This is a genomic window from Staphylococcus sp. FSL K6-0223, assembly GCF_038008285.1.
This window is the reverse complement of sequence record NZ_JBBOYX010000002.1, coordinates 864,010-886,993: the sequence shown is the minus strand read 5'-3', so window position 1 is coordinate 886,993 and position 22,984 is coordinate 864,010. Positions and strand designations below refer to the sequence as shown.

23 protein-coding genes are annotated in these 22,984 nt (G+C 33.2%); 11 read left to right on the top strand and 12 right to left on the bottom strand.

Annotation, left to right across the window (positions count from 1 at the left end; all coding sequences use genetic code 11):
- Positions 1-273: 273 nt before the first annotated feature.
- Positions 274-1,590: a Na+/H+ antiporter family protein gene (locus MHI13_RS15130; protein ID WP_037548539.1), complete on the top strand. Its 1,317-nt coding sequence runs from the start codon at positions 274-276 to the stop codon at positions 1,588-1,590.
- A 24-nt stretch (positions 1,591-1,614) separates the two neighbouring features.
- Complete coding sequence (locus MHI13_RS15125) at positions 1,615-1,989, top strand: PaaI family thioesterase (protein WP_002433169.1); 375 nt, start codon at positions 1,615-1,617, stop codon at positions 1,987-1,989.
- Positions 1,990-2,054: 65 nt separating this feature from the next.
- Here the strand turns inward: MHI13_RS15125 and MHI13_RS15120 are convergent, their stop codons facing one another.
- The 9 genes from MHI13_RS15120 to kapB form a co-directional block, all read right to left on the bottom strand.
- Entirely contained in the window at positions 2,055-3,215 is a 1,161-nt protein-coding gene (locus tag MHI13_RS15120) for an FAD/NAD(P)-binding protein (RefSeq protein WP_064210362.1), read from the bottom strand.
- A gap of 157 nt (positions 3,216-3,372) precedes the next feature.
- Positions 3,373-3,729, bottom strand: coding sequence for a Na+/H+ antiporter Mnh1 subunit G (gene mnhG1, locus MHI13_RS15115; RefSeq protein WP_030065040.1), 357 nt, complete (start codon positions 3,727-3,729; stop codon positions 3,373-3,375).
- Complete coding sequence (gene mnhF1, locus MHI13_RS15110) at positions 3,707-4,000, bottom strand: Na+/H+ antiporter Mnh1 subunit F (RefSeq protein ID WP_002433123.1); 294 nt, start codon at positions 3,998-4,000, stop codon at positions 3,707-3,709. The genes mnhG1 and mnhF1 overlap by 23 nt, the downstream gene beginning before the upstream one ends.
- The gene (gene mnhE1, locus MHI13_RS15105) at positions 3,997-4,479 is read right to left on the bottom strand and encodes a Na+/H+ antiporter Mnh1 subunit E (protein ID WP_064210361.1); all 483 of its coding nucleotides are present in this window, start codon (positions 4,477-4,479) and stop codon (positions 3,997-3,999) included. Before mnhE1 ends, mnhF1 begins: the two co-directional genes overlap by 4 nt.
- Before the next feature lies 1 nt (position 4,480).
- Positions 4,481-5,977 (bottom strand): Na+/H+ antiporter Mnh1 subunit D, encoded by a 1,497-nt coding sequence (mnhD1, locus tag MHI13_RS15100; protein WP_064210360.1) that lies wholly within the window; start codon positions 5,975-5,977, stop codon positions 4,481-4,483.
- A complete protein-coding gene (mnhC1, locus tag MHI13_RS15095; protein ID WP_064210359.1) occupies positions 5,964-6,311 on the bottom strand; it encodes a Na+/H+ antiporter Mnh1 subunit C in 348 nt (115 codons plus the stop codon). Before mnhC1 ends, mnhD1 begins: the two co-directional genes overlap by 14 nt.
- Positions 6,311-6,739 (bottom strand): Na+/H+ antiporter Mnh1 subunit B, encoded by a 429-nt coding sequence (gene mnhB1 / locus MHI13_RS15090; protein WP_037548550.1) that lies wholly within the window; start codon positions 6,737-6,739, stop codon positions 6,311-6,313. Before mnhB1 ends, mnhC1 begins: the two co-directional genes overlap by 1 nt.
- A complete protein-coding gene (locus MHI13_RS15085) occupies positions 6,732-9,137 on the bottom strand; it encodes a Na+/H+ antiporter subunit A (RefSeq protein ID WP_340761439.1) in 2,406 nt (801 codons plus the stop codon). Before MHI13_RS15085 ends, mnhB1 begins: the two co-directional genes overlap by 8 nt.
- Positions 9,138-9,320: 183 nt before the next feature.
- Positions 9,321-9,701 carry a sporulation phosphorelay system protein KapB gene (kapB, locus tag MHI13_RS15080; protein ID WP_002433108.1) on the bottom strand — a complete coding sequence of 127 codons (381 nt, stop codon included), beginning with the start codon at positions 9,699-9,701 and terminating at the stop codon, positions 9,321-9,323.
- A 65-nt stretch (positions 9,702-9,766) separates the two neighbouring features.
- On the opposite strand from kapB, the gene MHI13_RS15075 reads away from it, so the two are divergent.
- The 5 genes from MHI13_RS15075 (at position 9,767) to MHI13_RS15055 (ending at position 15,303) form a co-directional block, all read left to right on the top strand.
- Positions 9,767-10,360 carry a peptidylprolyl isomerase gene (locus MHI13_RS15075; protein ID WP_064210357.1) on the top strand — a complete coding sequence of 198 codons (594 nt, stop codon included), beginning with the start codon at positions 9,767-9,769 and terminating at the stop codon, positions 10,358-10,360.
- Positions 10,361-10,588: 228 nt separating this feature from the next.
- A complete protein-coding gene (ygs, locus tag MHI13_RS15070; protein WP_002433374.1) occupies positions 10,589-10,969 on the top strand; it encodes a S1 domain-containing post-transcriptional regulator Ygs in 381 nt (126 codons plus the stop codon).
- A 332-nt stretch (positions 10,970-11,301) separates the two neighbouring features.
- Complete coding sequence (locus MHI13_RS15065) at positions 11,302-12,429, top strand: NADH-dependent flavin oxidoreductase (protein ID WP_030065046.1); 1,128 nt, start codon at positions 11,302-11,304, stop codon at positions 12,427-12,429.
- A gap of 330 nt (positions 12,430-12,759) precedes the next feature.
- Positions 12,760-13,950: an ornithine--oxo-acid transaminase gene (locus MHI13_RS15060; RefSeq protein WP_023350605.1), complete on the top strand. Its 1,191-nt coding sequence runs from the start codon at positions 12,760-12,762 to the stop codon at positions 13,948-13,950.
- 108 nt (positions 13,951-14,058) lie between these two features.
- Complete coding sequence (locus MHI13_RS15055; protein ID WP_023350604.1) at positions 14,059-15,303, top strand: Glu/Leu/Phe/Val family dehydrogenase; 1,245 nt, start codon at positions 14,059-14,061, stop codon at positions 15,301-15,303.
- 241 nt (positions 15,304-15,544) lie between these two features.
- Here MHI13_RS15055 and MHI13_RS15050 read toward each other — a convergent pair whose 3' ends face one another.
- The 3 genes from MHI13_RS15050 to MHI13_RS15040 form a co-directional block, all read right to left on the bottom strand.
- Positions 15,545-16,522, bottom strand: coding sequence for a glycerophosphodiester phosphodiesterase (locus MHI13_RS15050; protein ID WP_422785081.1), 978 nt, complete (start codon positions 16,520-16,522; stop codon positions 15,545-15,547).
- Between the two features lie 218 nt (positions 16,523-16,740).
- A complete protein-coding gene (gene argH / locus MHI13_RS15045; protein WP_030065050.1) occupies positions 16,741-18,117 on the bottom strand; it encodes an argininosuccinate lyase in 1,377 nt (458 codons plus the stop codon).
- On the bottom strand, positions 18,107-19,312 hold the full coding sequence (locus MHI13_RS15040; RefSeq protein WP_064210355.1) for an argininosuccinate synthase: 1,206 nt from the start codon (positions 19,310-19,312) through the stop codon (positions 18,107-18,109). Before MHI13_RS15040 ends, argH begins: the two co-directional genes overlap by 11 nt.
- 350 nt (positions 19,313-19,662) lie before the next feature.
- On the opposite strand from MHI13_RS15040, the gene MHI13_RS15035 reads away from it, so the two are divergent.
- The 4 genes from MHI13_RS15035 to lepB (MHI13_RS15020) all read left to right on the top strand — a co-directional run bounded on the left by MHI13_RS15035 (position 19,663) and on the right by lepB (MHI13_RS15020) (position 22,936).
- Entirely contained in the window at positions 19,663-20,994 is a 1,332-nt protein-coding gene (locus MHI13_RS15035; protein ID WP_064210354.1) for a glucose-6-phosphate isomerase, read from the top strand.
- 246 nt (positions 20,995-21,240) lie between these two features.
- On the top strand, positions 21,241-21,816 hold the full coding sequence (locus MHI13_RS15030; RefSeq protein WP_064210353.1) for a TVP38/TMEM64 family protein: 576 nt from the start codon (positions 21,241-21,243) through the stop codon (positions 21,814-21,816).
- 4 nt (positions 21,817-21,820) lie between these two features.
- Positions 21,821-22,339 (top strand): signal peptidase I, encoded by a 519-nt coding sequence (lepB, locus tag MHI13_RS15025; protein WP_064210352.1) that lies wholly within the window; start codon positions 21,821-21,823, stop codon positions 22,337-22,339.
- A gap of 21 nt (positions 22,340-22,360) precedes the next feature.
- Positions 22,361-22,936, top strand: coding sequence for a signal peptidase I (lepB, locus tag MHI13_RS15020; RefSeq protein WP_002433408.1), 576 nt, complete (start codon positions 22,361-22,363; stop codon positions 22,934-22,936).
- Positions 22,937-22,984 lie beyond the last annotated feature (48 nt).

The window sequence follows — 22,984 nt, the reverse complement described above, 5'->3', positions numbered from 1 at the left end:
GTAGTTCTGAGGTTTTCCACAATTGACTTTAATTAAAGAATGTTTTTAACAAATATTTCATCACTTATCATCTCTTGACATAAATGACTTGGGTTAAAAGAAGCTTGAATCTAGCACACTTTTAATCCAGTCATTGATTACGAGTAGGATAATTAAGACTACAACAATAAAATATTTTGCATCATATTTTATATTGACATTAAATTTGTGTCTTGGTACTATTTAAAACATAAATACTTTAGTTCGATAGAGTGGTAAAGGATGGGGAGCGACATGATCAATGCAGTTGTTATAGCAGTTATATTAATGATCGTCTTATGTTTATGTAGACTCAATGTAGTCATTAGTTTATTTATAAGTGCACTTATAGGTGGTTTAATTTCTGGTATGAGTGTAGAGAAAGTCATCAGTGTTTTTGGGAAGAATATTACCGATGGAGCAGAGGTTGCTTTAAGCTACGCTTTACTAGGTGGTTTTGCAGCACTCATTTCTTATAGCGGGATTACTGATTATCTCGTTGGAAAAATTATTGAAGGCATCCATTCTGAAAATAGCAGACTTTCACGTATAAAAGTAAAAGTTATTATTATTCTTGCATTATTAGCAATGAGTATAATGAGCCAAAACCTTATTCCAGTACATATAGCTTTTATTCCAATAGTTATTCCTCCATTAATTAGTTTATTCAATGATTTAAAAATTGATAGACGACTCATTGGTTTAGTAATCGGATTTGGTTTATGTTGGCCGTACGTTTTACTTCCATATGGCTTTGGTCAAATCTTCCATCAAATCATTCAAAGTGGTTTCCAAAAAGCGCATCACCCAATTGAATTCAGTATGATTTGGAAGGCGATGTTAATTCCTTCAATGGGATATATTGTAGGACTTATATTAGGGTTTATCGTGTATCGTAAACCAAGAAACTACGTACAACGTAATGTTGATGAACGTGAAACAGTCACTGAATTAAAGCCTTATGTTTTAATCGTGACAATCATTGCGATTTTAGCGACATTTATTGTCCAAACTTTTACAGATTCAATGATTTTTGGTGCGCTTGCAGGTGTGCTCGTCTTCTTTATTTCTAGAGTTTATAAGTGGTACGAACTAGATGAACAGTTTGTTGATGGTATTAAAATCATGGCGTATATTGGCGTAGTAATACTGACAGCTAACGGCTTTGCAGGGGTTATGAATGCAACGGGTGATATTGATACATTGGTTAAAGATTTAACAAGTATCACTGGTGATCATAAATTAATTAGTATTATTGTCATGTATATTATTGGTCTTATTGTTACTTTGGGTATCGGTTCATCATTTGCAACGATACCAATTATCGCATCATTATTTATACCATTCGGCGCATCTATTGGTCTTGATACTATGGCGCTTATCGCCTTAATTGGTACGGCAAGTGCTCTTGGTGATTCAGGTTCACCAGCGAGTGATTCTACTTTAGGCCCAACGGCAGGACTCAATATCGATGGACAGCACGATCATATACGAGATACGTGTATTCCGAACTTCTTGTTTTATAATATACCTCTAATTATTTTTGGTACGATTGCAGCTATGGTACTATAAAACTTGAAATGAGGTGTGTAAAGCGTGACCAATCTTTTGGAGACATTTGAAATGCATGTTGAAGAAGAGGATGAAGGTGTTGTAATAATTTCAATGCCTGTTACAGACAAGGTTAAACAACCATTCGGATATTTACACGGGGGTGCAAGTCTCGCCTTAGGTGAAACAGCATGTTCTTTGGGTGCTGCTAATTTAATAGATACAACTCAATATATTCCTCTTGGCTTAGAAATGAATGCTAACCACATACATTCAACAAAAGAGGGACGTGTCACAGCAATTGCTAAGATCATACATCAAGGTCGTACAACACAAGTATGGAATGTTGAAATCAAAAATGACTCGAATCAATTAATTAGTATTATGCGTGGCACTATTGCTATCAAATCAATCAAATAAAAAAATGCTCCTTTTAATGGTTCAAAGACGATTTAGTCTACATTAGAGGGAGCATTTTTTTTAGTTTATGATATCTTTTTATTTAAACGATGTAATGCTTTACTAATTCTCTCAGCACCTTCTTTTCCACCCATGATATTTCTCGCAAAGGGTCCCAATTCTAAATCAGCAAGTCCCCCCACAACAAACAATTGAGGTAGCCATTCAAGTTCATCACTTAATGAAGGATAGCCACACGAATTTAATGGGGCTTGTTCATCATAGATAAGATGTTGAATCAAAGGTTGATTACAGATTTTATTAACAAAGCCAGTGGCAAGTAAAATATGATGATATTTATAATGACAACCATTGGAAGTGATAGTCTTATTATTTATTTCATCTATAGGTGAATGGTGAATCATTAACCGATCCGCTTGTTCTTGTTTCTTCAATCGTAAAAATAACTCCATGGGCATTGAGCCCTTATGACGTTCTTCATTAATGACGTTTAAACGCGCTTCTGGTGAAGATATTGCTAGCAAGTGATTCATGCGTTTTGGGCCCAACCACCCAGGATCTGCATCAAAATCGTGTATTTCAATGTTTTTATTAAGCCATAAATGTAATTTATTATTATTATCTTGATGATTAAGTAATTTTAACGTTAAATGTGCTGCTGAAATCCCTGAACCAACTATATGATTAGCCTTTTCTTCAATTGTTTGATCATAATTCTTATCAAATATATGAGTTACTTTAGGTTTATTAATAAATTGCGAAGGTATAAATGGTTGATGATTACATCCATTTGCTATAACTACGCAATCGGTAAGGATTGACTCCCCGTTATGTAATTCAATTTGCCATTTACCTTGTTGATTACTCATAATTTTAGAAGCAATGCTTTGAATATGACTTTTATTTAAATCGTATTGATGTACTAAATCATGAATATGATGCATAAACATATCTCTTTGAGGACGCTTATATGGGCCGTAATATGCCGAAGTATATTGATTTAATTTAGCATATTGTTTTAAATGAAAAGGTTGGGGATGTATATGATGCACAAATGGCGATCTTAAGAAAGGCATACTAATACGTTTGGTATACTCGTTGAATTGTTCACATAGGGAAGGATAAGGATCAATAATAGTTAGTTGATTGCTACTTATTCCTTCATTTCTTAGTTTAATTGCTACAGTTGTACCTTGAATTCCGCCACCAATAATAGTCCAATGCATGTAAAGCACTCCCTTAACTTTCTTAATTTTAAATCGAAATAATTACGATTTAAATCATATCACATTTTATGCATATAGACAAAAGACTATTGATGTATTATGTCGTATAAAAAAACTCTAAGGAAATATGTTTTATTATTTCCTTAGAGTTTTAGAACTATAATTTTGTATCATTCATATCTTCTTTAATTTCATCAACTTTTGTATCTTTACTGTAAGGTGTTTGAATATTGTAGGCTGCTTTCATAATCATGTGACTAGAAAGTGGACCAGTTATGAAAACGAAGATAATGCCGATGATTAATTGCATATTGACGTAGCCTTCAGTGCCGATGAAATACAGGAAGGCACCAAAGAGTAGAAACATCGCCCCAAGTGTTGCTGCTTTACCAGCAGCATGGGCACGTGAGTAAACATCTTTTAGTCTGATTAAGCCTATCGCTGCAAAGGCACTAATCAAAGCACCTAACATGACAAAGATTACGGCAATACTAATGATGATCGTTGTTATCATGTTTAATCACCTTACCTTCATCCATAAATTTAGAAAAAACTGCAGTACCTAAGAAAGCTAGTATACCTACCATTAAAATAACTACAAGCATGTATTTAATATTTAATAAAATACTAAATAGGGCAATCACAGCCATCAACTGTAGTCCAATAGCATCAAGTGCAACAACACGATCGGCTAAAGAAGGGCCCAGAATGACACGTACTAACATGGCTAACATTGAAGCTACAACAATAATTAATGCAATAATAATGAAAATATTATGTGTCATTCATTTTCACCAACCTTTCTTACTACCTTTTCTAATGAAGTTTTTATACTTTCAACTTCTTCCTCTTTAGTACTAAAGTCAATCGCATGAATGTATATTTTCCTACGATCATCACTAATGCCTAATACCACAGTTCCTGGGGTTAACGTAATAAGATTTGAAAGTAAGACAATTTGCCAGTCTGTCTTAAGATCTGTTTCATACACGAAAAAACCTGGTTTATTCGTGATATTTGGTTTGAGGATGATTTTCAGAACATCGAAATTCGCTTTAATCAGTTCACTTAAAAATGTAAAAATTAATACAATAATGCGATAAATCCTTACTAAATAAAAGCGACCTGGCATTACCCGATGTAGGAGGTAAACAAGTATAAGACCAAATAGAAATCCTAAAACAAAGTTATTTAACGTGTAACTATCCGTTACAAATAACCAAATGATAGCTACTAATAAATTGACGATAAATTGTGCGGCCATATTACTTACCTCCTAAAACGCTGTGAATATAGATATTTGGATCAGTGAAAGTTTCAGAACCTTCTTTAACTATAGGGAACAGTAAGTCAGCGGACAAGCCGAATAATACTGTAATAATAGTTGAAATAACGGCGATAGTTGTTAAGTAATTGACGTTCACTTTGCGTGTCATATCATAACCTTTTGCTTCACCGAAGAAACCTTTGAGAAAGATACGTATGACTGAATATAGAACGATTAAGCTTGATAATAAGACAATGATACCGCTTAGGTAGAATCCCTTTTCAAAAGTGGCCTGTACAATATAAAACTTCCCATAGAAACCACTCAATGGTGGTATGCCTGCTAGACTAAGTGCAGCAATAAAGAATGTCCATCCTAATACAGGATAGCTCTTGATTAGACCACCGAAATGTCGCAAGTCTGTTGACTTAGTTATCTTATACATAACGCCTATAAGTAAGAATAGTGAAGCTTTCACTAGCATATCGTGAATAGTGTAGTAAATAGCACCCATCATGCCACTTTCATTCATCATAGATACACCGACTAAGATGACACCAACTGCAATCATAATGTTATATAGAATGATTTTTTTAGTATCATAATAAGCTACGGCACCTACACATCCGAAGATAATTGTAAGTAAAGCTAAGAATAGAATGACGTAGTGTGAAAAGCTAACCGTACTATTAAAGAATAAGCTGAGCGTTCTAGCTATAGCGTAGACGCCCACTTTAGTAAGCAGGGCTCCAAAGAATGTGATAATGGCTACAGGTGGTGCGTAATACGCGCCTGGCAACCATACGTACATAGGGAAGACGCCAGCTTTAGTTGCAAAGACAAAGATAAATAAGATGAATACGATATTGACTAAGCCACTATCATGAACTGATAAACTAGATAATCTTTCACTAATATGCGCCAAGTTAAGTGTTCCAACTACTGAATAAAGTATCGCTACACCCATAACAAAGAATGAAGAAGAAACAACATTAACTAAAACGTATTTAATCGTTTCTTGAAGTTGAATTTTTGTCGTTCCAACGACTAGTAAACAATAAGAAGACATTAGGAAGACTTCAAAGAACACAAACATATTAAAGATATCACCAGTAGTGAAAGCGCCGATAATACCGATTAACATAAACATAATTGAAAAGTAGTAATAATATCGTTCTCTTTCAATGCCTATAGAACGATAGGAATATAAAATTACTATAATCGTTATAATAATACTTGTGATAATAAGTAAAGCACTAAAAACATCTAATACAAAGACAATGCTATATGGCGCTTTCCACGAACCTAATTCTACTTTTAAAGGTCCTGAATGTAATACATTTTTTAAATTAAAAAGAGCTACAATCAATGTCAATATTGATCCAGCAAGTGCCACGTAACGTTTAATTAGCGGACGCTTTCCGATAAAGATAAGCAAGATTGCAGTCAAAATAGGTATCACAAGTGTTAAAACGAGCAGGTTACTCTCTGTCATCTTCAGGTGCTCCTTTCATACGCTCAACATTATCTGTTCCAAGTTCCTTATAAGTTCTAAATGCAAGTACTAGGAAGAATGCTGTTGTAGCAAATGCGATAACTATTGCAGTAAGGATTAGTGCTTGAGGTATAGGATCAACATAGCTGGATGTTCCTTTTTCATAGATAGGAACAGTACCATGTTTCAATCCACCCATAGTAATTAAAAATAAATTTGCTGCGTGTGTTAGTAAAGTAGTCCCCATAATAATTCGTATCAAACTTTTAGACAAAACGAGATAGACACTTATTGCTGTGAGAATACCACTAACAAATATCATGATAATTTCCACTATTCGTTCTCTCCAATCGAAATAATAATAGTCATTACAGTTCCTACTACTGCACAAAGTACCCCAAAATCAAAGAACATTGCCGTTGTCATATGCATGGGTTCTAGTAGGGGGAGCGGTATATCAAAAGTGACATGTGTGAAAAAGTTTTTAGACATAAACCAGCTTGCAATGGGTGTACCTACGCAAAACAGTAGGCCTATGCCAATTAAAACTTTGAAGTCCAGAGGAAAAATTTTACGCATTGTTTTTACATCGAATGCGATTGTAATGACTAATAGCGCACTCGCAAACAATAAACCTCCGACGAAACCGCCCCCGGGCGTATAGTGACCTGCTAGGAATAATGAGAAACCGAAGACGATGACCATGAAGAAAATGACGACAGCAGCGTATTGAAACATTAAGTTATTTTTTTGTCTATTCATGGTCATTCACCTCGCTTGATTTATTTCTTTGTTTAAGTCGAAGTTTAATCATCGTATAAACACCTAAACCAGCTATACCTAGTACGGATGACTCAAATAAAGTATCCATGCCACGGAAGTCGACAAGTATAACGTTTACCATATTTTTACCATGAGCTAAATCATATACATGGTCTTGGTAGTATTTTGTAATTGAAGAAAAATGTCTGTTTCCATATCCGATTAAACCTAGAATAATGACTACTAAACCAACACCAGCAGAAATCATTGCATTGTTAATTTTGAACGCTGGCGACTCATTATAACGATTTAAATTTGGCAAATGATAGAAACATAATAAGAATAAAGCTGTAGAAATAGATTCAACAACAAACTGAGTTAAAGCTAGGTCAGGTGCTTTAAAGAATATAAATAATACTGAAATTGCATAACCTACAGCACTTAGCATAATAATGCTAAAGAGTCGTGATTTAGCAAATATAATTAAAAGTGAGGCAACGAGTAAGAATAGTACAATGCCACCTTCAAAAATTCTGAATTGACTTACATTTTTAAAATTAATACTAAATGGAACGCTGATTAAAGTCACTACTGTAAGTAGTATTAAAATACCGAATATAATGACTAAGTTATTTCTAGAGAAACTAGTAACATAGCTATTGGTCATATTTTCAGAATAACCTGGAATCCTGCGTCCCATAGTATCGTACCAATGATTAAATTTAAGTTGATTAGGTTGAGCTTCTAATAATCGCACCCAATAGCTAAATGTAATGATAAGTAATATACCTATAATATATATAGCTATTGTTGAAATAAATGCTGGTGTAATTCCATGGAAAAGATGGAACTCGGCAGTTATTCCTGTAGATTGACTCACTGATTGAGTTGCAGGCTCGATAATAGATTGCGTTAAAATGCTTGGGAAAAGTCCAAATACAATAACTAAAAGAGTTAAAATAATTGGAGATAAAAGCATTAAAATTGATGATTCATGTGCAGATTGTGGTAAACTTTCACGCTTATATTTACCAAAGAATATATGCATAATAAATTTAATTGAATACACGAAAGTGAAAATACTACCTACAATCGCTATGATTGGGAATATAAAGCCTAAAGTACTGAGGCTCATTAAATGCGCATGTGTCACATCAATCATTGCTTCTAAAAATTTTTCTTTTGATAAGAAGCCGTTAAATGGTGGAACTCCAGCCATACTTAATGCAGTAATAACTGTGATAGTAAATGATATAGGCATGATTGTAAGTAATCCACCTAATTTTCTTACATCTCGAGTACCTGTAGAGTGATCAACACCACCAGTAATCATGAATAATGCCCCTTTAAATGTTGCATGGTTGATTAAATGGAAAATAGCAGCAATGAAACCTGCAACATAAACTTGGCTATCAGCACCATTGTAGTGATAGCTCACTGCACCTATACCTAGCATGGACATAATCATTCCAAGTTGAGATACAGTTGAAAATGCCAAAATGCCTTTTAAATCTTGTTGTTTTGTGGCATTTAACGAAGCCCAAAAAAGTGTGACTAATCCTACTAAAGTGATTGTCCATACCCAACCTTCAGATATAGCAAAGATGGGCGTCATTCTTGCTATTAAATACAGTCCAGCTTTAACCATTGTGGCTGAATGAAGGTAAGCACTTACTGGTGTAGGTGCTTCCATTGCATCAGGTAGCCAAATGTAAAATGGTACTTGAGCAGATTTAGTAAACGCGCCAATCATGACTAATACCATTGCCAAGATAAAGAAAGGACTATTTTGTATGTCACTTGCTTTTTCAATCATCGTTTGAATGCTGGATGTATGGGCGGCTAACGATAATAGGATAATTCCTCCTAACAAGCTTAATCCGCCTAGAACTGTAATAATTAGTGATTTTTGCGCACCATAAATTGATGCTTTTTTCTCTCTCCAAAATGAGATAAGTAAAAAACTTGAAAATGAAGTTAACTCCCAAAATAAATATAAAATAATTAAATTATCTGAAAGTACAACTCCTAGCATTGCACCCATAAATAGTAATAAATAACAATAAAAATTCCCAAGTTGCTCAGATTTACTTAAGTAGCCAATGGAATATAAAACAACCAAGCTACCTATGCCTGTTATAAGGAGGCTAAAGAGTAATCCAAGGCCATCCACAAATAGATTAAAATTCATTCCAAAATGTGGCATCCAATTTAAGGTTTTCATTACTGTATTACCTGACTTCGTAATAGAAATCATAGATAAGAAATAGATAAATAAGACTATTGGAACAGGTAATACAAACCATCCTAAGTGTATACGTTTAACGAACCGATACAGGATAGGAATAATGAGTGCGAATATTAACGGTAATAGTACCGCAATATGTAACAAACTCATTATGTTGTCCTCCTTTAAAAAAATATTTATGACTTACATTATACATGAATGCTCTTAGTCTGAAAAACCTCTTAATCGCTTGAAGGCATTGTTTTTGAGGGACTGTTAAATAAGAAGAAACACGTTAAATTTCACAGAAAAAATTTAAGTTTTGTAAACGTTCACGACATTTTTAAAAGAATTTTAGACAAATTCTCTTTTATATTGAATTGAATAATCCTCTTTAAGTTCATTTAAATTTTTAAGTGAGAGACGTGCATGTTCAGAATCATCATCCTTTAATTGATGTTCTAAATCTGTAATAGCTTGTTGAAGTGAATCCTCGTAATTCATTTCTTCTACATTGAATTCTCGTAGCTGTGAACGTTTTGCATATCGTTTTTCAAAGTGGCTTAAAGCCTTACGCTCATGAAAGAAGACACCTTTAGTTTCGTTAGGATTATGTAAATCACCTTGTTTAGGGTGTTTAATGACTTGTTCAACTTGTACTAAAACCTGATCGTCATTCTCTTCTCTAATAGTTACACCATAACTACCAGTCTTGTGAGAAAATCGATATAACATGCTATATTCCTTCCTTTCAAATGTGTTAAGATATGCTTATATCATAACATGAATGGAGAATTTAAATGGCGAACTATCCTCAGTTAAATACAGAGATTCAAGATAATGAAATTAAAGTCGTTATGCATACAAATAAGGGAGATATGACTTTTAAACTTTTCCCAAACATTGCCCCTAAAACAGTTGAAAATTTTGTGACACATTCTAAGAACGGATATTATGATGGCGTGACATTCCATAGAGTAATCAATGATTTTATGGTTCAAGGTGGCGACCCAACTGCTACTGGTATGGGCGGTGAAAGTATCTATGGTGGAGCATTTGAAGATGAATTCTCTTTAGAAGCTTTCAATTTATACGGTGCACTTTCAATGGCAAACGCTGGACCAAATACTAATGGTTCTCAATTCTTTGTAGTCCAAATGAAAGAAGTTCCTGAAAATATGCTAAATCAATTACTTGATGGTGGCTGGCCTCAACCTATAGTTGAAGCTTATGGTGAAAAGGGTGGTACACCTTGGTTAGACCAAAAACACACAGTATTTGGTCAATTGATTGATGGGGAATCTACTTTAGAAGATATCGCTAATATTAAAGTAGGCGCTCAAGATAAACCAGTTTATGACGTGGTTATCGAATCTATCGACGTTGAAGAATAAAATTAAACGTTGAAATTTGTAAAATGAATTAAAGCTTTAAGTCATTATATGTCTGGTTGATGTATATGACTTAAAGCTTTTTTTGTAGCTTTAAAATAGATTAAAAAGGTACGCGTTACACAACAATTTTTAGAATAATTGAAATTTATTATCGTTTTAGTTAGTCCATAAAAATGATTTATGCTATGATATGTGTGTTAAGAAAAATCGAAATAAGGGGTTATCACGTTGAATAATCACTATAAAGTAGGTCAACATATCAAGGTACGTGTGACTGGTATTCAACCGTATGGCGCATTTGTTGAGACCCCTGACCATACTGAAGGACTAATCCATATCTCTGAAATCATGGATGACTATGTCCATAACTTGAAGAAATTTCTATCTGAGGGACAAATTGTAAAAGCTAAAATTTTATCCATCGATGATGAAGGAAAATTAAACTTGTCTTTAAAAGATAATGATTACTTTAAAAATTATGAACGTAAAAAAGAAAAACAGTCAGTCTTAGATGAAATAAGAGAGACGGAAAAGTATGGGTTTCAAACACTTGAAGAACGCTTACCGGTCTGGATCAAACAGTCTAAACGTGCCATTCGTAACGACTGAATGACTGTACATTCGTGCCAATATGTGATGAACTCACTAAGAGTAATTCATCGCATCATAACGATAATCTTTACGATATATAGTCGTAGGATTATCGTTTTCTTTTTGTCTTAAAAGCAATTTTTAATTTATAAATTTAAATACGTTCTATCTTTGAAAAAATAAAAAGTGATACTAAGGAAAACAGATTTAAGAAATCTGCGTAATCTCAACTAATTACCTTTCTAAAGGTAAAGTTTCGATAAAAATGCACGTGCAAGCAAAAAATTAGAGATATTTAAAACTTGCATGATATAGTCGTGACAACATAAAAACAAGGAGAGTATTAACACATGAATAATAAATATAAATCTTTATTCGAACCACTCGTGTTACCTAATGGTGTAGAATTGAGAAATCGTTTTGTTTTAGCTCCATTAACTCATATTTCATCCAATGATGATGGAACGATTTCTGATGTGGAAATTCCATATATTGAAAAACGTTCTAAAGATGTAGGACTTGCTATTAATGCAGCAAGTAATGTTAATGATGTTGGGAAAGCTTTCCCAGGACAGCCCTCAGTAGCTCATGATTCTGACATTGAAGGCCTAAAAGAACTTGCAAAAGCAATGAAGAAAAATGGTGCGAAAGCAATAGTACAAATTCACCATGGTGGTGCTCAAGCTTTACCTAATCTAACACCACAAGGTGATGTTGTCGCACCTAGTCCTATTACACTCAAGAGTTTTGGTCAGCAAGAACCTCACGAAGCGCGTGAGATGACTTCTGACGAAATAGAACAAACGATTAAAGATTTTGGAGAAGCAACAAGAAGAGTGATTGAGGCAGGTTTTGATGGTGTAGAAATCCATGGCGCGAATCATTACCTTATCCACCAATTTGTGTCACCTTATTATAATAGAAGAAACGATGTTTGGGCAGATAATCTTAAATTCCCAATGTCAGTTATAGAAGAAGTTGTTAAAGCTAAAAAAGAATATGCTAATGATGACTTCATAGTGGGTTATAGATTGTCACCTGAAGAAGCAGAATCTCCAGGTATATCAATGGAAATTACTGAACAACTTATTAATCAAATTGCGAATCAACCGTTAGATTATATTCATATTTCTCTCATGGACGTTAATTCTGAAACACGAGATGGTAAATACAAAGGTGAAAATCGTCTTAAACTGATTCATCATTGGATTAATGGTCGTATGCCTCTTATTGGTATTGGCTCAATATTTACACCTGAAGATGCGTTAAATGCCATTGACAATGTCGGTGTAGAACTTGTTGCGTTAGGTCGTGAAATTCTTCTTGATTATGACTTTGTCGGCAAAATTAAAAATGGACAAGAAGATGAAATTATTAGTGAATATGATCCGAATAGAGAAGATCGTCATGAGTTACCACCAAATTTATGGAAACAATTTGATGAAGGATTCTATCCATTGCCTCGTAAAGATAAATAAACATTTCAATACTAAACCAAGTTCCAACTTAATAGAGGGACTTGGTTTATTTTTTTTTATTCTAAAAGGTTGTAAGTTATAAATTAAAAGTTGTGGAAATATTGTAAATTTTGCTTGTAAATTGTAGCAATATTGTGTCATTATATTTGTAAGGGATTTCAAAGATGTTGGTGTTCACTTTTCATGTGTTTAATTATTGATATGAAATAGCCGACGCAAAAGTTTTTAGAGGGTTTTTCATTTTCAATAAAATAAAGCTTGAGAGCCGTTAGAAATCAGTTATGATATTGTTAATAAGTTTCATAATTTTGATAACAAAGGGGAGATATTATGACTAAATCTGAACAAATTATTGAATTGACTAACCACTATGGTGCACATAACTATGTACCACTTCCAATCGTTATTTCGGAAGCGGAAGGTGTATGGGTTAAAGATCCAGAAGGAAATCAATATATGGACATGCTTTCAGCTTATTCTGCGGTAAATCAGGGACACCGTCATCCTAAAATTATTCAAGCGTTGAAAGAACAAGCAGATAAAGTGACTTTAGTTTCTCGCGCATTTCATAGTGATAACTTAGGGGAATGGTATGAGAAAATTTGCAAATTGGCTGGTAAAGATAAAGCATTACCTATGAATACTGGTGCTGAAGCAGTCGAAACTGCATTAAAAGCAGCTCGACGTTGGGCTTATGATGTTAAAGGGATTGAACCTAACCAAGCCGAAATCATAGCGTTTAATGGTAACTTCCATGGTCGTACAATGGCTCCAGTATCACTTTCATCAGAAGCTGAATATCAACGCGGTTATGGTCCTTTACTAGATGGTTTCCATAAAGTTGATTTTGGTGATGTTGATAAGTTGAAAGAGGCAATTAATGAGAACACTGCAGCGATTTTAGTTGAGCCTATTCAAGGGGAAGCTGGTATTAATGTACCACCAGAAGGTTATCTTAGAGAGATTAGAGAATTATGTGATGAACACAATATTTTATTTATTGCAGATGAAATCCAAGCAGGTCTAGGTCGTTCTGGTAAACTATTTGCTACAGATTGGGATAATGTTAAACCAGATGTCTACATTTTAGGAAAGGCTTTAGGCGGAGGCGTATTACCAATTTCTGTAGTTTTGGCAGATAATGAGGTGCTAGATGTATTTACACCAGGTTCACACGGTTCAACATTTGGAGGTAATCCGCTTGCTTGTGCAGTTTCTATTGCAGCATTAGATGTAATTATAGATGAAGACTTGCCGGGCCGTTCATTAGAACTAGGTGAATACTTCAAGGGTGAGCTTCAAAAAATTGAACATCCTTCAATTAAGGAAGTTCGTGGAAGAGGTTTATTCATTGGTATAGAGCTTAATGAAAGTGCTAGACCATATTGTGAAGCCTTAAAAGAAAAAGGTTTATTATGTAAAGAAACGCATGATACAGTAATTAGATTTGCACCACCATTAGTTATCACTAAAGAGGAATTAGACCTAGCATTAGATAAAATTAGAAGTGTATTTGAGTAAGTTCAAAAACTTGTAACATTCGCTTTGTAAACCCTTTAAAAAGCGTATACTTGTGTTACAATAAAATTTGAAAGCGAAATCATTAGTTAAAAAGAGGCGAATAGGATCATGACTGAGAATAATAATTTAGTGACTTCCACTCAAGGGATTATTAAAGAAGCATTACACAAATTGGGATTTGACGATGGAATGTACGATCTTATTAAAGAACCATTAAGATTTTTACAAGTTCGCATTCCAGTTCGCATGGATGATGGTACTGTTAAAACTTTTACTGGATATCGTGCACAGCATAATGACGCCGTTGGACCTACTAAAGGTGGGGTACGTTTCCACCCAGAAGTTGATGAAGAAGAAGTTAAAGCGTTATCAATGTGGATGACGTTAAAATGCGGTATCGTTAACTTACCGTATGGTGGTGGTAAAGGTGGTATCGTTTGTGACCCACGTCAAATGAGTATTCATGAGGTTGAACGATTATCTCGTGGGTATGTAAGAGCTATTTCTCAATTCGTTGGACCAAATAAGGATATTCCAGCACCAGACGTATTTACTAACTCACAGATCATGGCATGGATGATGGATGAGTATAGTGCACTAGATAAATTTAACTCACCAGGTTTCATCACTGGTAAACCTATCGTTTTAGGTGGTTCAGAAGGTCGAGACCGTTCAACAGCTTTAGGTGTAGTTATTGCAATTGAACAAGCAGCCAAACGTAGAGGTATGAATGTTAAAGACGCAAGAGTAGTTATTCAAGGTTTTGGTAATGCTGGTAGTTTCTTAGCTAAATTTTTATATGACTTAGGTGCCAAAGTAGTTGGTATTAGTGATGCTTATGGTGCATTACATGACCCTAATGGTTTAGATATAGATTATCTATTAGATCGTCGTGATAGTTTCGGTACAGTCACTAACTTATTTGAAGAAACAATCTCTAACCAAGAATTATTTGAATTAGATTGTGATATTTTAGTACCTGCTGCAATCTCTAATCAAATTACAGAAGATAATGCGCATGATATTAAAGCTGACATTGTTGTTGAGGCGGCTAATGGTCCAACAACTCCAGAAGCTACACGTATTTTAACTGAAAGAGGTATTTTACTTGTTCCAGACGTATTAGCAAGTGCTGGGGGAGTGACAGTATCTTATTTCGAGTGGGTTCAAAATAACCAAGGTTACTACTGGACAGAAGAAGAAGTTAATGAAAAATTACGTGAAAAATTAGTCACTGCATTTGATACAATTTATGAATTAGCTCAAAACAGAAAAATTGATATGAGACTTGCCGCGTATATTGTAGGTATTAAACGTACAGCAGAAGCTGCTCGTTATCGTGGTTGGGCTTAATATTTACAACTATATAAAGAAAGTGATAGGCAAACCTGCAACTTGTAATGAGTTGTAGGTTTTTTAAAGTTAAGAACCAGTTGAGAACTTCCGAAAAATATAAATAAATCTATATATTTCAGTTTAAACAAGAAGCACTGATAAAACTGATGATAAATCTTAGTGAGGGTTTTAACGACATATTAAAAGACCTTGTGACATAGTTTAACTATCTCACAAAGTCTTTTTTAATAAGAGATTATTATTGTTGTTTTGAAACTGCTTTATATAAATCAGTATAGTTAGTGAAGACGCCATCTACACCATACTGATTTAAACGTCTCATATCATTAACTTTATTTACTGTATACGGGTGTACTAGGAAACCTAAATCTTTTAAGTGTCTAGTATTTTTTATATTCAAGTCCGTGTATTCTGGACCGACACCCACTGCATATGATTTAATCGCTTTTAAATCTTGTTCTGAAGCGTTTGTTAATTCGAATTTATTCATTAGTTTAATTAAAGGTACATTCGGATTCATTTGATGTAATTTTTGTAAGCTATCTCCGGAAAATGATTGCAACATCACATGTCCATTTTTTAATGAACTATTTGTTAACATACCATGTTGATTTAGAGTATTAAGTAATTGTTTTTCCATTCCTGGATAAACATTCGGTGATTTTGTTTCAATATAATAGTTGGCATTTTTGCCATATCTATCTAAAATTTCATCTAACGTAGGTACTTTTGCATTTTTATAATTCTTGTTGGCATATTTAGGATTTGCTTTGTTAAACCAACTTCCAGCATCAAGCTGTTTTAATTGTTTTAAAGTATAATGATCTACGCGTCCATGGCCATTTGTAGTACGATTTACCGTTTCATCATGCATGGCAACTAAATGACCATCTTTCGTACGTTGTAAATCAATTTCTATGTAAGAGGCGCCTAATTCATTATGACTTTTATCATAAGATTGAAAAGTATGTTCAGGTGCATAACCACTTGCACCTCTATGAGCTATAGTTGTATATTTTTCTCCTGTAGGATTAGTAGCCCAGTGAGGATGTGAATCGTTTGTCTTTCCACTTACTGAATCAGATTCAGGTTGACGTTTAAAATGATTATCTTGAGTTGTATTAGTTGTTTGTTGTGTTTGACTTTGATTGGCTTTAACTCCTCTAGTATTAAGGAAGTTAGATGTAGTAATACAAATGATACCTATAAATAGCACGACCAAACTCGTCAAAACTATTCTTTTAGATTTGAACATAAAAACATCCTTTCAAATTGATGTGATAAATATAAATTACACCATTTTAAAAGGATGAAAAAGAGAATGTGAGAAATTTTATATAAAATTTACTAACTTCAAATATTATTAAAAAACTTAATTAATATTTAACAAATTTCGAAGGTATCATAACAACATTCAATCATATTTCAAAGATATTAAGCTAATAATGATTTTGCTACATTCAATTGATGTTTAACGGAATCTTGTCCTGTTGAGCCGTAACTTTTACGACGTTTTAAACAATTTTCAGGATTTAAATAGTCATAAATATCTTCATTAATGCTAGAATGTTGTGCTTGATACTCTGATAGTGGTACATCAAGAAGATAAATACCTTTGTGAATACAATTTAGCACGATTTTACCAACAATTTCATGTGCAGTTCTAAAAGGAACCCCTTTACTTACTAAATAATCTGCAAGCTCAGTGGCATTTGAAAAATCTTTTTTTACAGTTTCACTTAATCGATCAGTATTAACAGTCATTGAAGCTATCATACCTTCAAAGATACGTAGAGAACCTTTGACCGTATGAATTGCATCGAATAAACCTTCTTTATCTTCTTGTAAATCTTTGTTGTAAGCTAGAGGCAAACCTTTAAGCGTAACTAGCATACTCATTAAGTGACCTGTCGTTCGTCCAACTTTCCCTCTAATTAATTCTGCCATGTCTGGGTTCTTCTTTTGAGGCATAATAGATGATCCAGTTGAAAAAGCATCTGATAGTGTTATAAATTTAGCTTCATCCGTAGACCAGAAAATAATTTCTTCAGCAAAACGAGATAGATGAACCATAGTTAATGAAATATTATGCAACGTTTCGATAATGTAATCACGGTCGCTCACTGCATCGAGACTATTTTCATAAATATTAGCAAAATCTAAAAGGGCTTGTGTTTCATGTCTATCTATTGGGTGAGTTGTACCACTTAAAGCAGCAGCGCCTAGTGGTGATATATCGATACGTTTCAGACTATCATTGAAGCGTCCTTTATCACGCTCTAACATCCAGAAGTAAGTCATTACATGATGTGCAAAAGAAATAGGTTGTGCACGTTGGAGATGCGTATATCCTGGCATTATCGTATCTACATGTTCTTCAGCAAGTTTAATTATTTCATGTTGAAATGATTTGATTAATTCGATAATATTTTGAACTTCTTCTTTTGTATATAAATGCATATCTGTAGCAACCTGATCATTTCTACTACGTCCTGTATGCAATTTACCACCAGTTTCCCCAATACGTTGAATCAACTCATGCTCAATATTTAGATGTATATCTTCTAATGATGCTTTGAATTCAATATTGCCTTCATTAAAATCCTTTTGAATATTTTTTAGTCCTTGAATGATAGACTGAGCTTCATCCTGTGTAATGATATGTTGATTCGCAAGCATTGTGGCATGTGCAATACTACCTTGAATATCTTGATTAATTAAATTTTTATCAAATTCGATTGAAGCATTAAAGTCATCAACCCAATCTTCTGGTTGAGCTTCAAATCTACCTCCCCAAGCTTTACTGCTCATCACTATAACCTCCATGTAACATTGCATTTACTTGTGTTGGTAATCCATAGATGTCAATAAATCCTACTGCCGCTTCTTGATTGAATGCATCTTCTTTAGTGTAAGTAGCAAGTTTCTCATCATATAAAGTAAATGGTGATTTTCTACCGTTCACTATTGAGTTGCCTTTAAATAATTTAACTCTTACGTCACCTTCTACATATTGTTGCGTACTATCAATAAAGAGTTTCAAACTATCTGTAAGAGGTGAGAACCATTGTCCATTATAGATTTGTTCTGAAAATTGCTTTTCAATAACTGGTTTAAAGTGAGCAACATCTTTTGTTAAAGTAATTGTTTCTAGCGCCTTGTGAGCTTTGAGTAATACTTCAGCACCAGGAGTCTCATAAATCTCTCTAGATTTAATACCCACCATTCTATTTTCAACGTGGTCAATTCTTCCAATACCATGTTTACCAGCTAACTCATTTAAGTAAAGAATAAGGTCATCGAGTTGATAATCTTTACCGTCAATTTGAACTGGAAGTCCTTTTTTAAATGAAATAATAATCTCATCTGCTTTATCAGGTGTCTGTTCTAGAGGTGTAGTTAAGTCAAATGCATCCTCAGGTGGAGCAGCATAAGGATCTTCTAAAATACCACATTCATTAGCTCTTCCCCATAGATTTTGGTCGATAGAGTAGGGAGAAACGTGATTGATTGAAACTGGAATGTTATGTTTGATTGCGTAATCAATTTCTTCTTCTCTACTCCAAGCCCACTCACGTACAGGTGCAAACGCTTTTAAATTAGGGTTTAATGCTTTAATAGCCACTTCAAAACGTACTTGATCATTTCCTTTACCAGTACATCCATGTGCAATTCCAATAGAATTAGTTTTCTCAGCGATTTCCACTAGCTTTTTAGCAATTAATGGACGAGAAAGTGCAGAAACTAGGGGATATGCATTTTCATACATTAAATTTCCTTTAATTGCATAACTTACATAATCTTCACTAAATTCTTTTGTTGCATCTATAATGTGACATTCAATAGCTCCCATATCTAATGCTTTTTGATATACAACATCAAGATCTTTACCTTCTCCTACGTCTAAGCAACATGCTACGACGTCGTATCCTTTATCAATTAACCATTGCACTGCAACGCTTGTATCTAAACCGCCAGAATAGGCTAAAACAATTTTTTCTTTCATAAGTTTACACCTCTAATAAATTTTCAGAATTTTAATATGGATACATCATAGCAGATTGCAGATGAAAATAAAACCATTTTATTACATAAATATTCAAAATGTGATGGTGATGTAATGGGTATATCAATTATTAAACTTTGTGATAATGGTATTTTTAATATATTTAAAAATTCTGTAAAATGAATATAAGATTAATAAAGAAATTACTGATAAAAACTATAAATAACTTGTAATTTAACTTAAAAATTCACAGAACAATCATTTTTCAGTCATTGAGATAGTCTTTGGAATTGAATAGCTCATTTAAACTTAGTAGAATTAAAATAGTACACATCATAGGAGGCAATAAGATGACTCATATTCAATTAGATTATGGTAAAACCTTAGAATTTTTCGACAAACATGAATTAGAACAACAAAAAGAAATCGTTAAAACGATACATCATACAATTCATAAAGGTACTGGTGCAGGTAATGACTTTTTAGGTTGGTTAGACTTACCAGTAGATTATGACAAAGAAGAATTTTCAAGAATAGTGGAAGCATCAAAACGTATTAAGTCTAATTCTGATGTACTTGTTGTAATTGGAATCGGTGGTTCATATCTAGGTGCGAGAGCAGCTATTGAAATGCTAACTTCATCATTCAGAACAAGTAATGAATATCCAGAGATTGTATTTGTAGGTAATCATTTATCATCAAGTTATACTCAAGAATTAGTAAATTATTTAGCTGATAAAGACTTTTCAGTAAATGTAATCTCTAAATCAGGAACAACTACTGAACCAGCAGTTGCATTTAGATTATTTAAACAATTAGTCGAAAATAAATATGGAAAAGATGAAGCGAAAAAACGAATTTTTGCGACTACAGATAAATCAAAAGGTGCTTTAAAACAATTAGCAGATAATGAAGGATACGAAACTTTTGTAGTACCTGACGATGTAGGTGGAAGATATTCAGTTTTAACTGCAGTAGGTTTATTACCAATCGCAACAGCTGGTATTAATATCGAATCAATTATGATTGGTGCAGCTAAAGCACGTGAAGAATTATCATCTGAAGATTTAGAACAAAATATTGCATATCAATACGCAACTATTCGCAATATTTTATATAGCAAAGGTTACACAACAGAAATGTTGATAAACTATGAGCCTTCTATGCAATATTTTAATGAATGGTGGAAACAATTATATGGTGAATCTGAAGGTAAAGATTTCAAAGGTATCTATCCTTCAAGTGCCAATTACACAACAGACTTGCACTCTTTAGGACAATACGTACAAGAGGGTCGTCGTTTCTTATTTGAAACAGTTGTGAAAGTTAATCATCCTAAACATGATATTACTATTGAACAAGATAGTGAAGATTTAGATGGATTAAATTATTTAGCTGGTAAAACAATTGATGAAGTTAATACGAAAGCTTTTGAAGGAACACTATTAGCGCACACTGATGGTGGTGTTCCTAATATCGTAGTTAACATACCTCAACTAGACGAAGAAACATTCGGCTATGTCGTGTATTTCTTTGAACTTGCATGTGCAATGAGTGGTTATCAATTAGGAGTTAATCCATTCAACCAACCTGGTGTAGAAGCTTATAAACAAAATATGTTTGCATTACTAGGTAAACCAGGATATGAAGATAAGAAAAAAGAATTAGAAGATCGCTTATAATTTTTCGATTGTAAGTTATCATTTGAATATAGTAATTTTATAGCCAAGGCTTGAGAATATTTCTTAAGTTCTTGGCTTTTTTCATACTCTGTTTGAGATTTTATAATTAATTTTCATATAAATACCAAAAAGAGTATTTATCACTAAAATTTGATTTATGTTGTGAACAAAATTTAGTTGTTTCAAAAAGCGTAAAATACCACTATAATAATAAAGTAATATTAACCCTAGAAAGGATTTGATGTTTTGTCGTTTCATCAATTAGAAGAATGGTTTGACATATTTCGGCAATTCGGATACATTCCTGGGTTCATTATGCTCTATTTAAGAGCAATTGTACCTGTGTTACCTTTGACACTCTATGTTGTGTTATTAATGCACGCTTATGGGTCAATTCCGGGAATTATCATCAGTTGGTTAGGCATCGTAACTGGTACATTTACTGTATTTTTAGTGTGTAAGAAATTAATTAATACTGAAAAAATGAAAAAGGTGAAGAAAAGAAAATCTGTACAAAGACTTATAAGTTTTATAGATAGACAAGGTTTAATACCTTTATTTATTTTACTATGTTTTCCATTTACACCTAATACATTGATTAATTTAGTAGCAAGTTTATCTCATATTAAGGTAAAGTATTATTTTATTGTTTTAACTATTTCAAAACTTATTTCAATTACTATTTTAGGAGTAATGGGAAGAGAAGTAACTACTATTTTTACTAATCCTATTCGCGCATTAATAATGTTATTATTACTCGTTGCACTTTGGTTTATTAGTAAAAAAGTGGAAAAATATTTTATGGGTTCTACTAAGGAGTGACAATGTGCAACGCACGATTAAATATTTGATTTCCTTAATTTTTGCAATTATTATTGTACTATTCATTCAAACATTTATTGTTGTTGGGGCGGTTATACCAAATCATGATATGTCTCCAACTATGAAGAAGGATGATAGAGTAATTGTTAATAAAATAAAGGTGACTTTCGATTTACTTAAAGATGGGGATGTTATCATGTATAGTCGTGACAATAAATTCCATTTCAGTAGAATTGTTGGTAAACCTGGAGAATCAATTGAAATTAAAAATCATAACTTATATAGAGATGATAGACGCGTCAATCAACAATATGGTAAAAATAGACAAATAAATAATATTGCATTACGAGATATTAAAGATTCAGATGGAGATACTGTACCACCTGGTTCATATTTTGTATTAAATGATAATGATGATAAAAAATCAGACTCAAGACGCTATGGTTTAATTGATAAAAAAGATATCATTGGCGATGTGAGTTTAAAATATTACCCTTTTAAAGAATTTGCCTATGATTTTTAGAAATTAGAAGAGGTGTGAAAATTGAAAAAAGAAATAGTAGAATGGATTGTCGCCATCGCCGTAGCGCTAGCACTTATATTTGTAATTGGGAAATTTATTGCTAAGCCGTACACTATTAAAGGTGATTCAATGGATCCTACACTTAAAGATAGTCAACGTGTAATGGTAAATATTATTGGTTATAAAATTGGTGGCGTGAAAAAAGGTAACGTCATTGTTTTCCACGCTAATAAAAAGGATGACTATGTAAAACGTGTTATTGGAACGCCAGGCGATAGTGTTCAGTATAAAAATGACACTTTATACATCAATGGAAAGAAACAAAAAGAACCATATTTAAATTATAATGAAAAGCGAAAACAAACCGAATATATTACAGGAACATTTAAAGTTAAAGACTTACCAAATGCTAATCCTAAAACAAATGTAATACCTAAAGACAAATACTTAGTTTTAGGTGATAATCGTGAAGTAAGTAAGGATAGTCGCTCATTTGGTTTAATTGATAAAGATCAAATTGTTGGTAAAGTATCATTTAGATTCTGGCCGTTTAACGAATTTAAATCAAATTTTAATCCGGAAAATACTAAAAATTAAAAAGTATACAAAATGATTTTAATAATGGGGATGTCTATAATTAAAAAT

Bases quoted from the DNA above. Each gene is read 5' to 3' on its own strand.
- MHI13_RS15120 (WP_064210362.1), bottom strand. From the start codon at position 3,215: ATGCATTGGACTATTATTGGTGGCGGAATTCAAGGTACAACTGTAGCA.
- kapB (WP_002433108.1), bottom strand. From the start codon at position 9,701: ATGTTATATCGATTTTCTCACAAGACTGGTAGTTATGGTGTAACTATT.
- mnhF1 (WP_002433123.1), bottom strand. From the start codon at position 4,000: ATGACACATAATATTTTCATTATTATTGCATTAATTATTGTTGTAGCT.
- MHI13_RS15085 (WP_340761439.1), bottom strand. From the start codon at position 9,137: ATGAGTTTGTTACATATTGCGGTACTATTACCGTTAATATTCGCACTC.
- mnhE1 (WP_064210361.1), bottom strand. From the start codon at position 4,479: ATGGCCGCACAATTTATCGTCAATTTATTAGTAGCTATCATTTGGTTA.
- MHI13_RS15040 (WP_064210355.1), bottom strand. From the start codon at position 19,312: ATGAAAGAAAAAATTGTTTTAGCCTATTCTGGCGGTTTAGATACAAGC.
- mnhB1 (WP_037548550.1), bottom strand. From the start codon at position 6,739: ATGAATAGACAAAAAAATAACTTAATGTTTCAATACGCTGCTGTCGTC.
- mnhD1 (WP_064210360.1), bottom strand. From the start codon at position 5,977: ATGACAGAGAGTAACCTGCTCGTTTTAACACTTGTGATACCTATTTTG.
- MHI13_RS15060 (WP_023350605.1), top strand. From the start codon at position 12,760: ATGACTAAATCTGAACAAATTATTGAATTGACTAACCACTATGGTGCA.
- MHI13_RS15065 (WP_030065046.1), top strand. From the start codon at position 11,302: ATGAATAATAAATATAAATCTTTATTCGAACCACTCGTGTTACCTAAT.
- MHI13_RS15035 (WP_064210354.1), top strand. From the start codon at position 19,663: ATGACTCATATTCAATTAGATTATGGTAAAACCTTAGAATTTTTCGAC.
- mnhG1 (WP_030065040.1), bottom strand. From the start codon at position 3,729: ATGATAACAACGATCATCATTAGTATTGCCGTAATCTTTGTCATGTTA.
- MHI13_RS15075 (WP_064210357.1), top strand. From the start codon at position 9,767: ATGGCGAACTATCCTCAGTTAAATACAGAGATTCAAGATAATGAAATT.
- MHI13_RS15130 (WP_037548539.1), top strand. From the start codon at position 274: ATGATCAATGCAGTTGTTATAGCAGTTATATTAATGATCGTCTTATGT.
- argH (WP_030065050.1), bottom strand. From the start codon at position 18,117: ATGAGCAGTAAAGCTTGGGGAGGTAGATTTGAAGCTCAACCAGAAGAT.
- MHI13_RS15055 (WP_023350604.1), top strand. From the start codon at position 14,059: ATGACTGAGAATAATAATTTAGTGACTTCCACTCAAGGGATTATTAAA.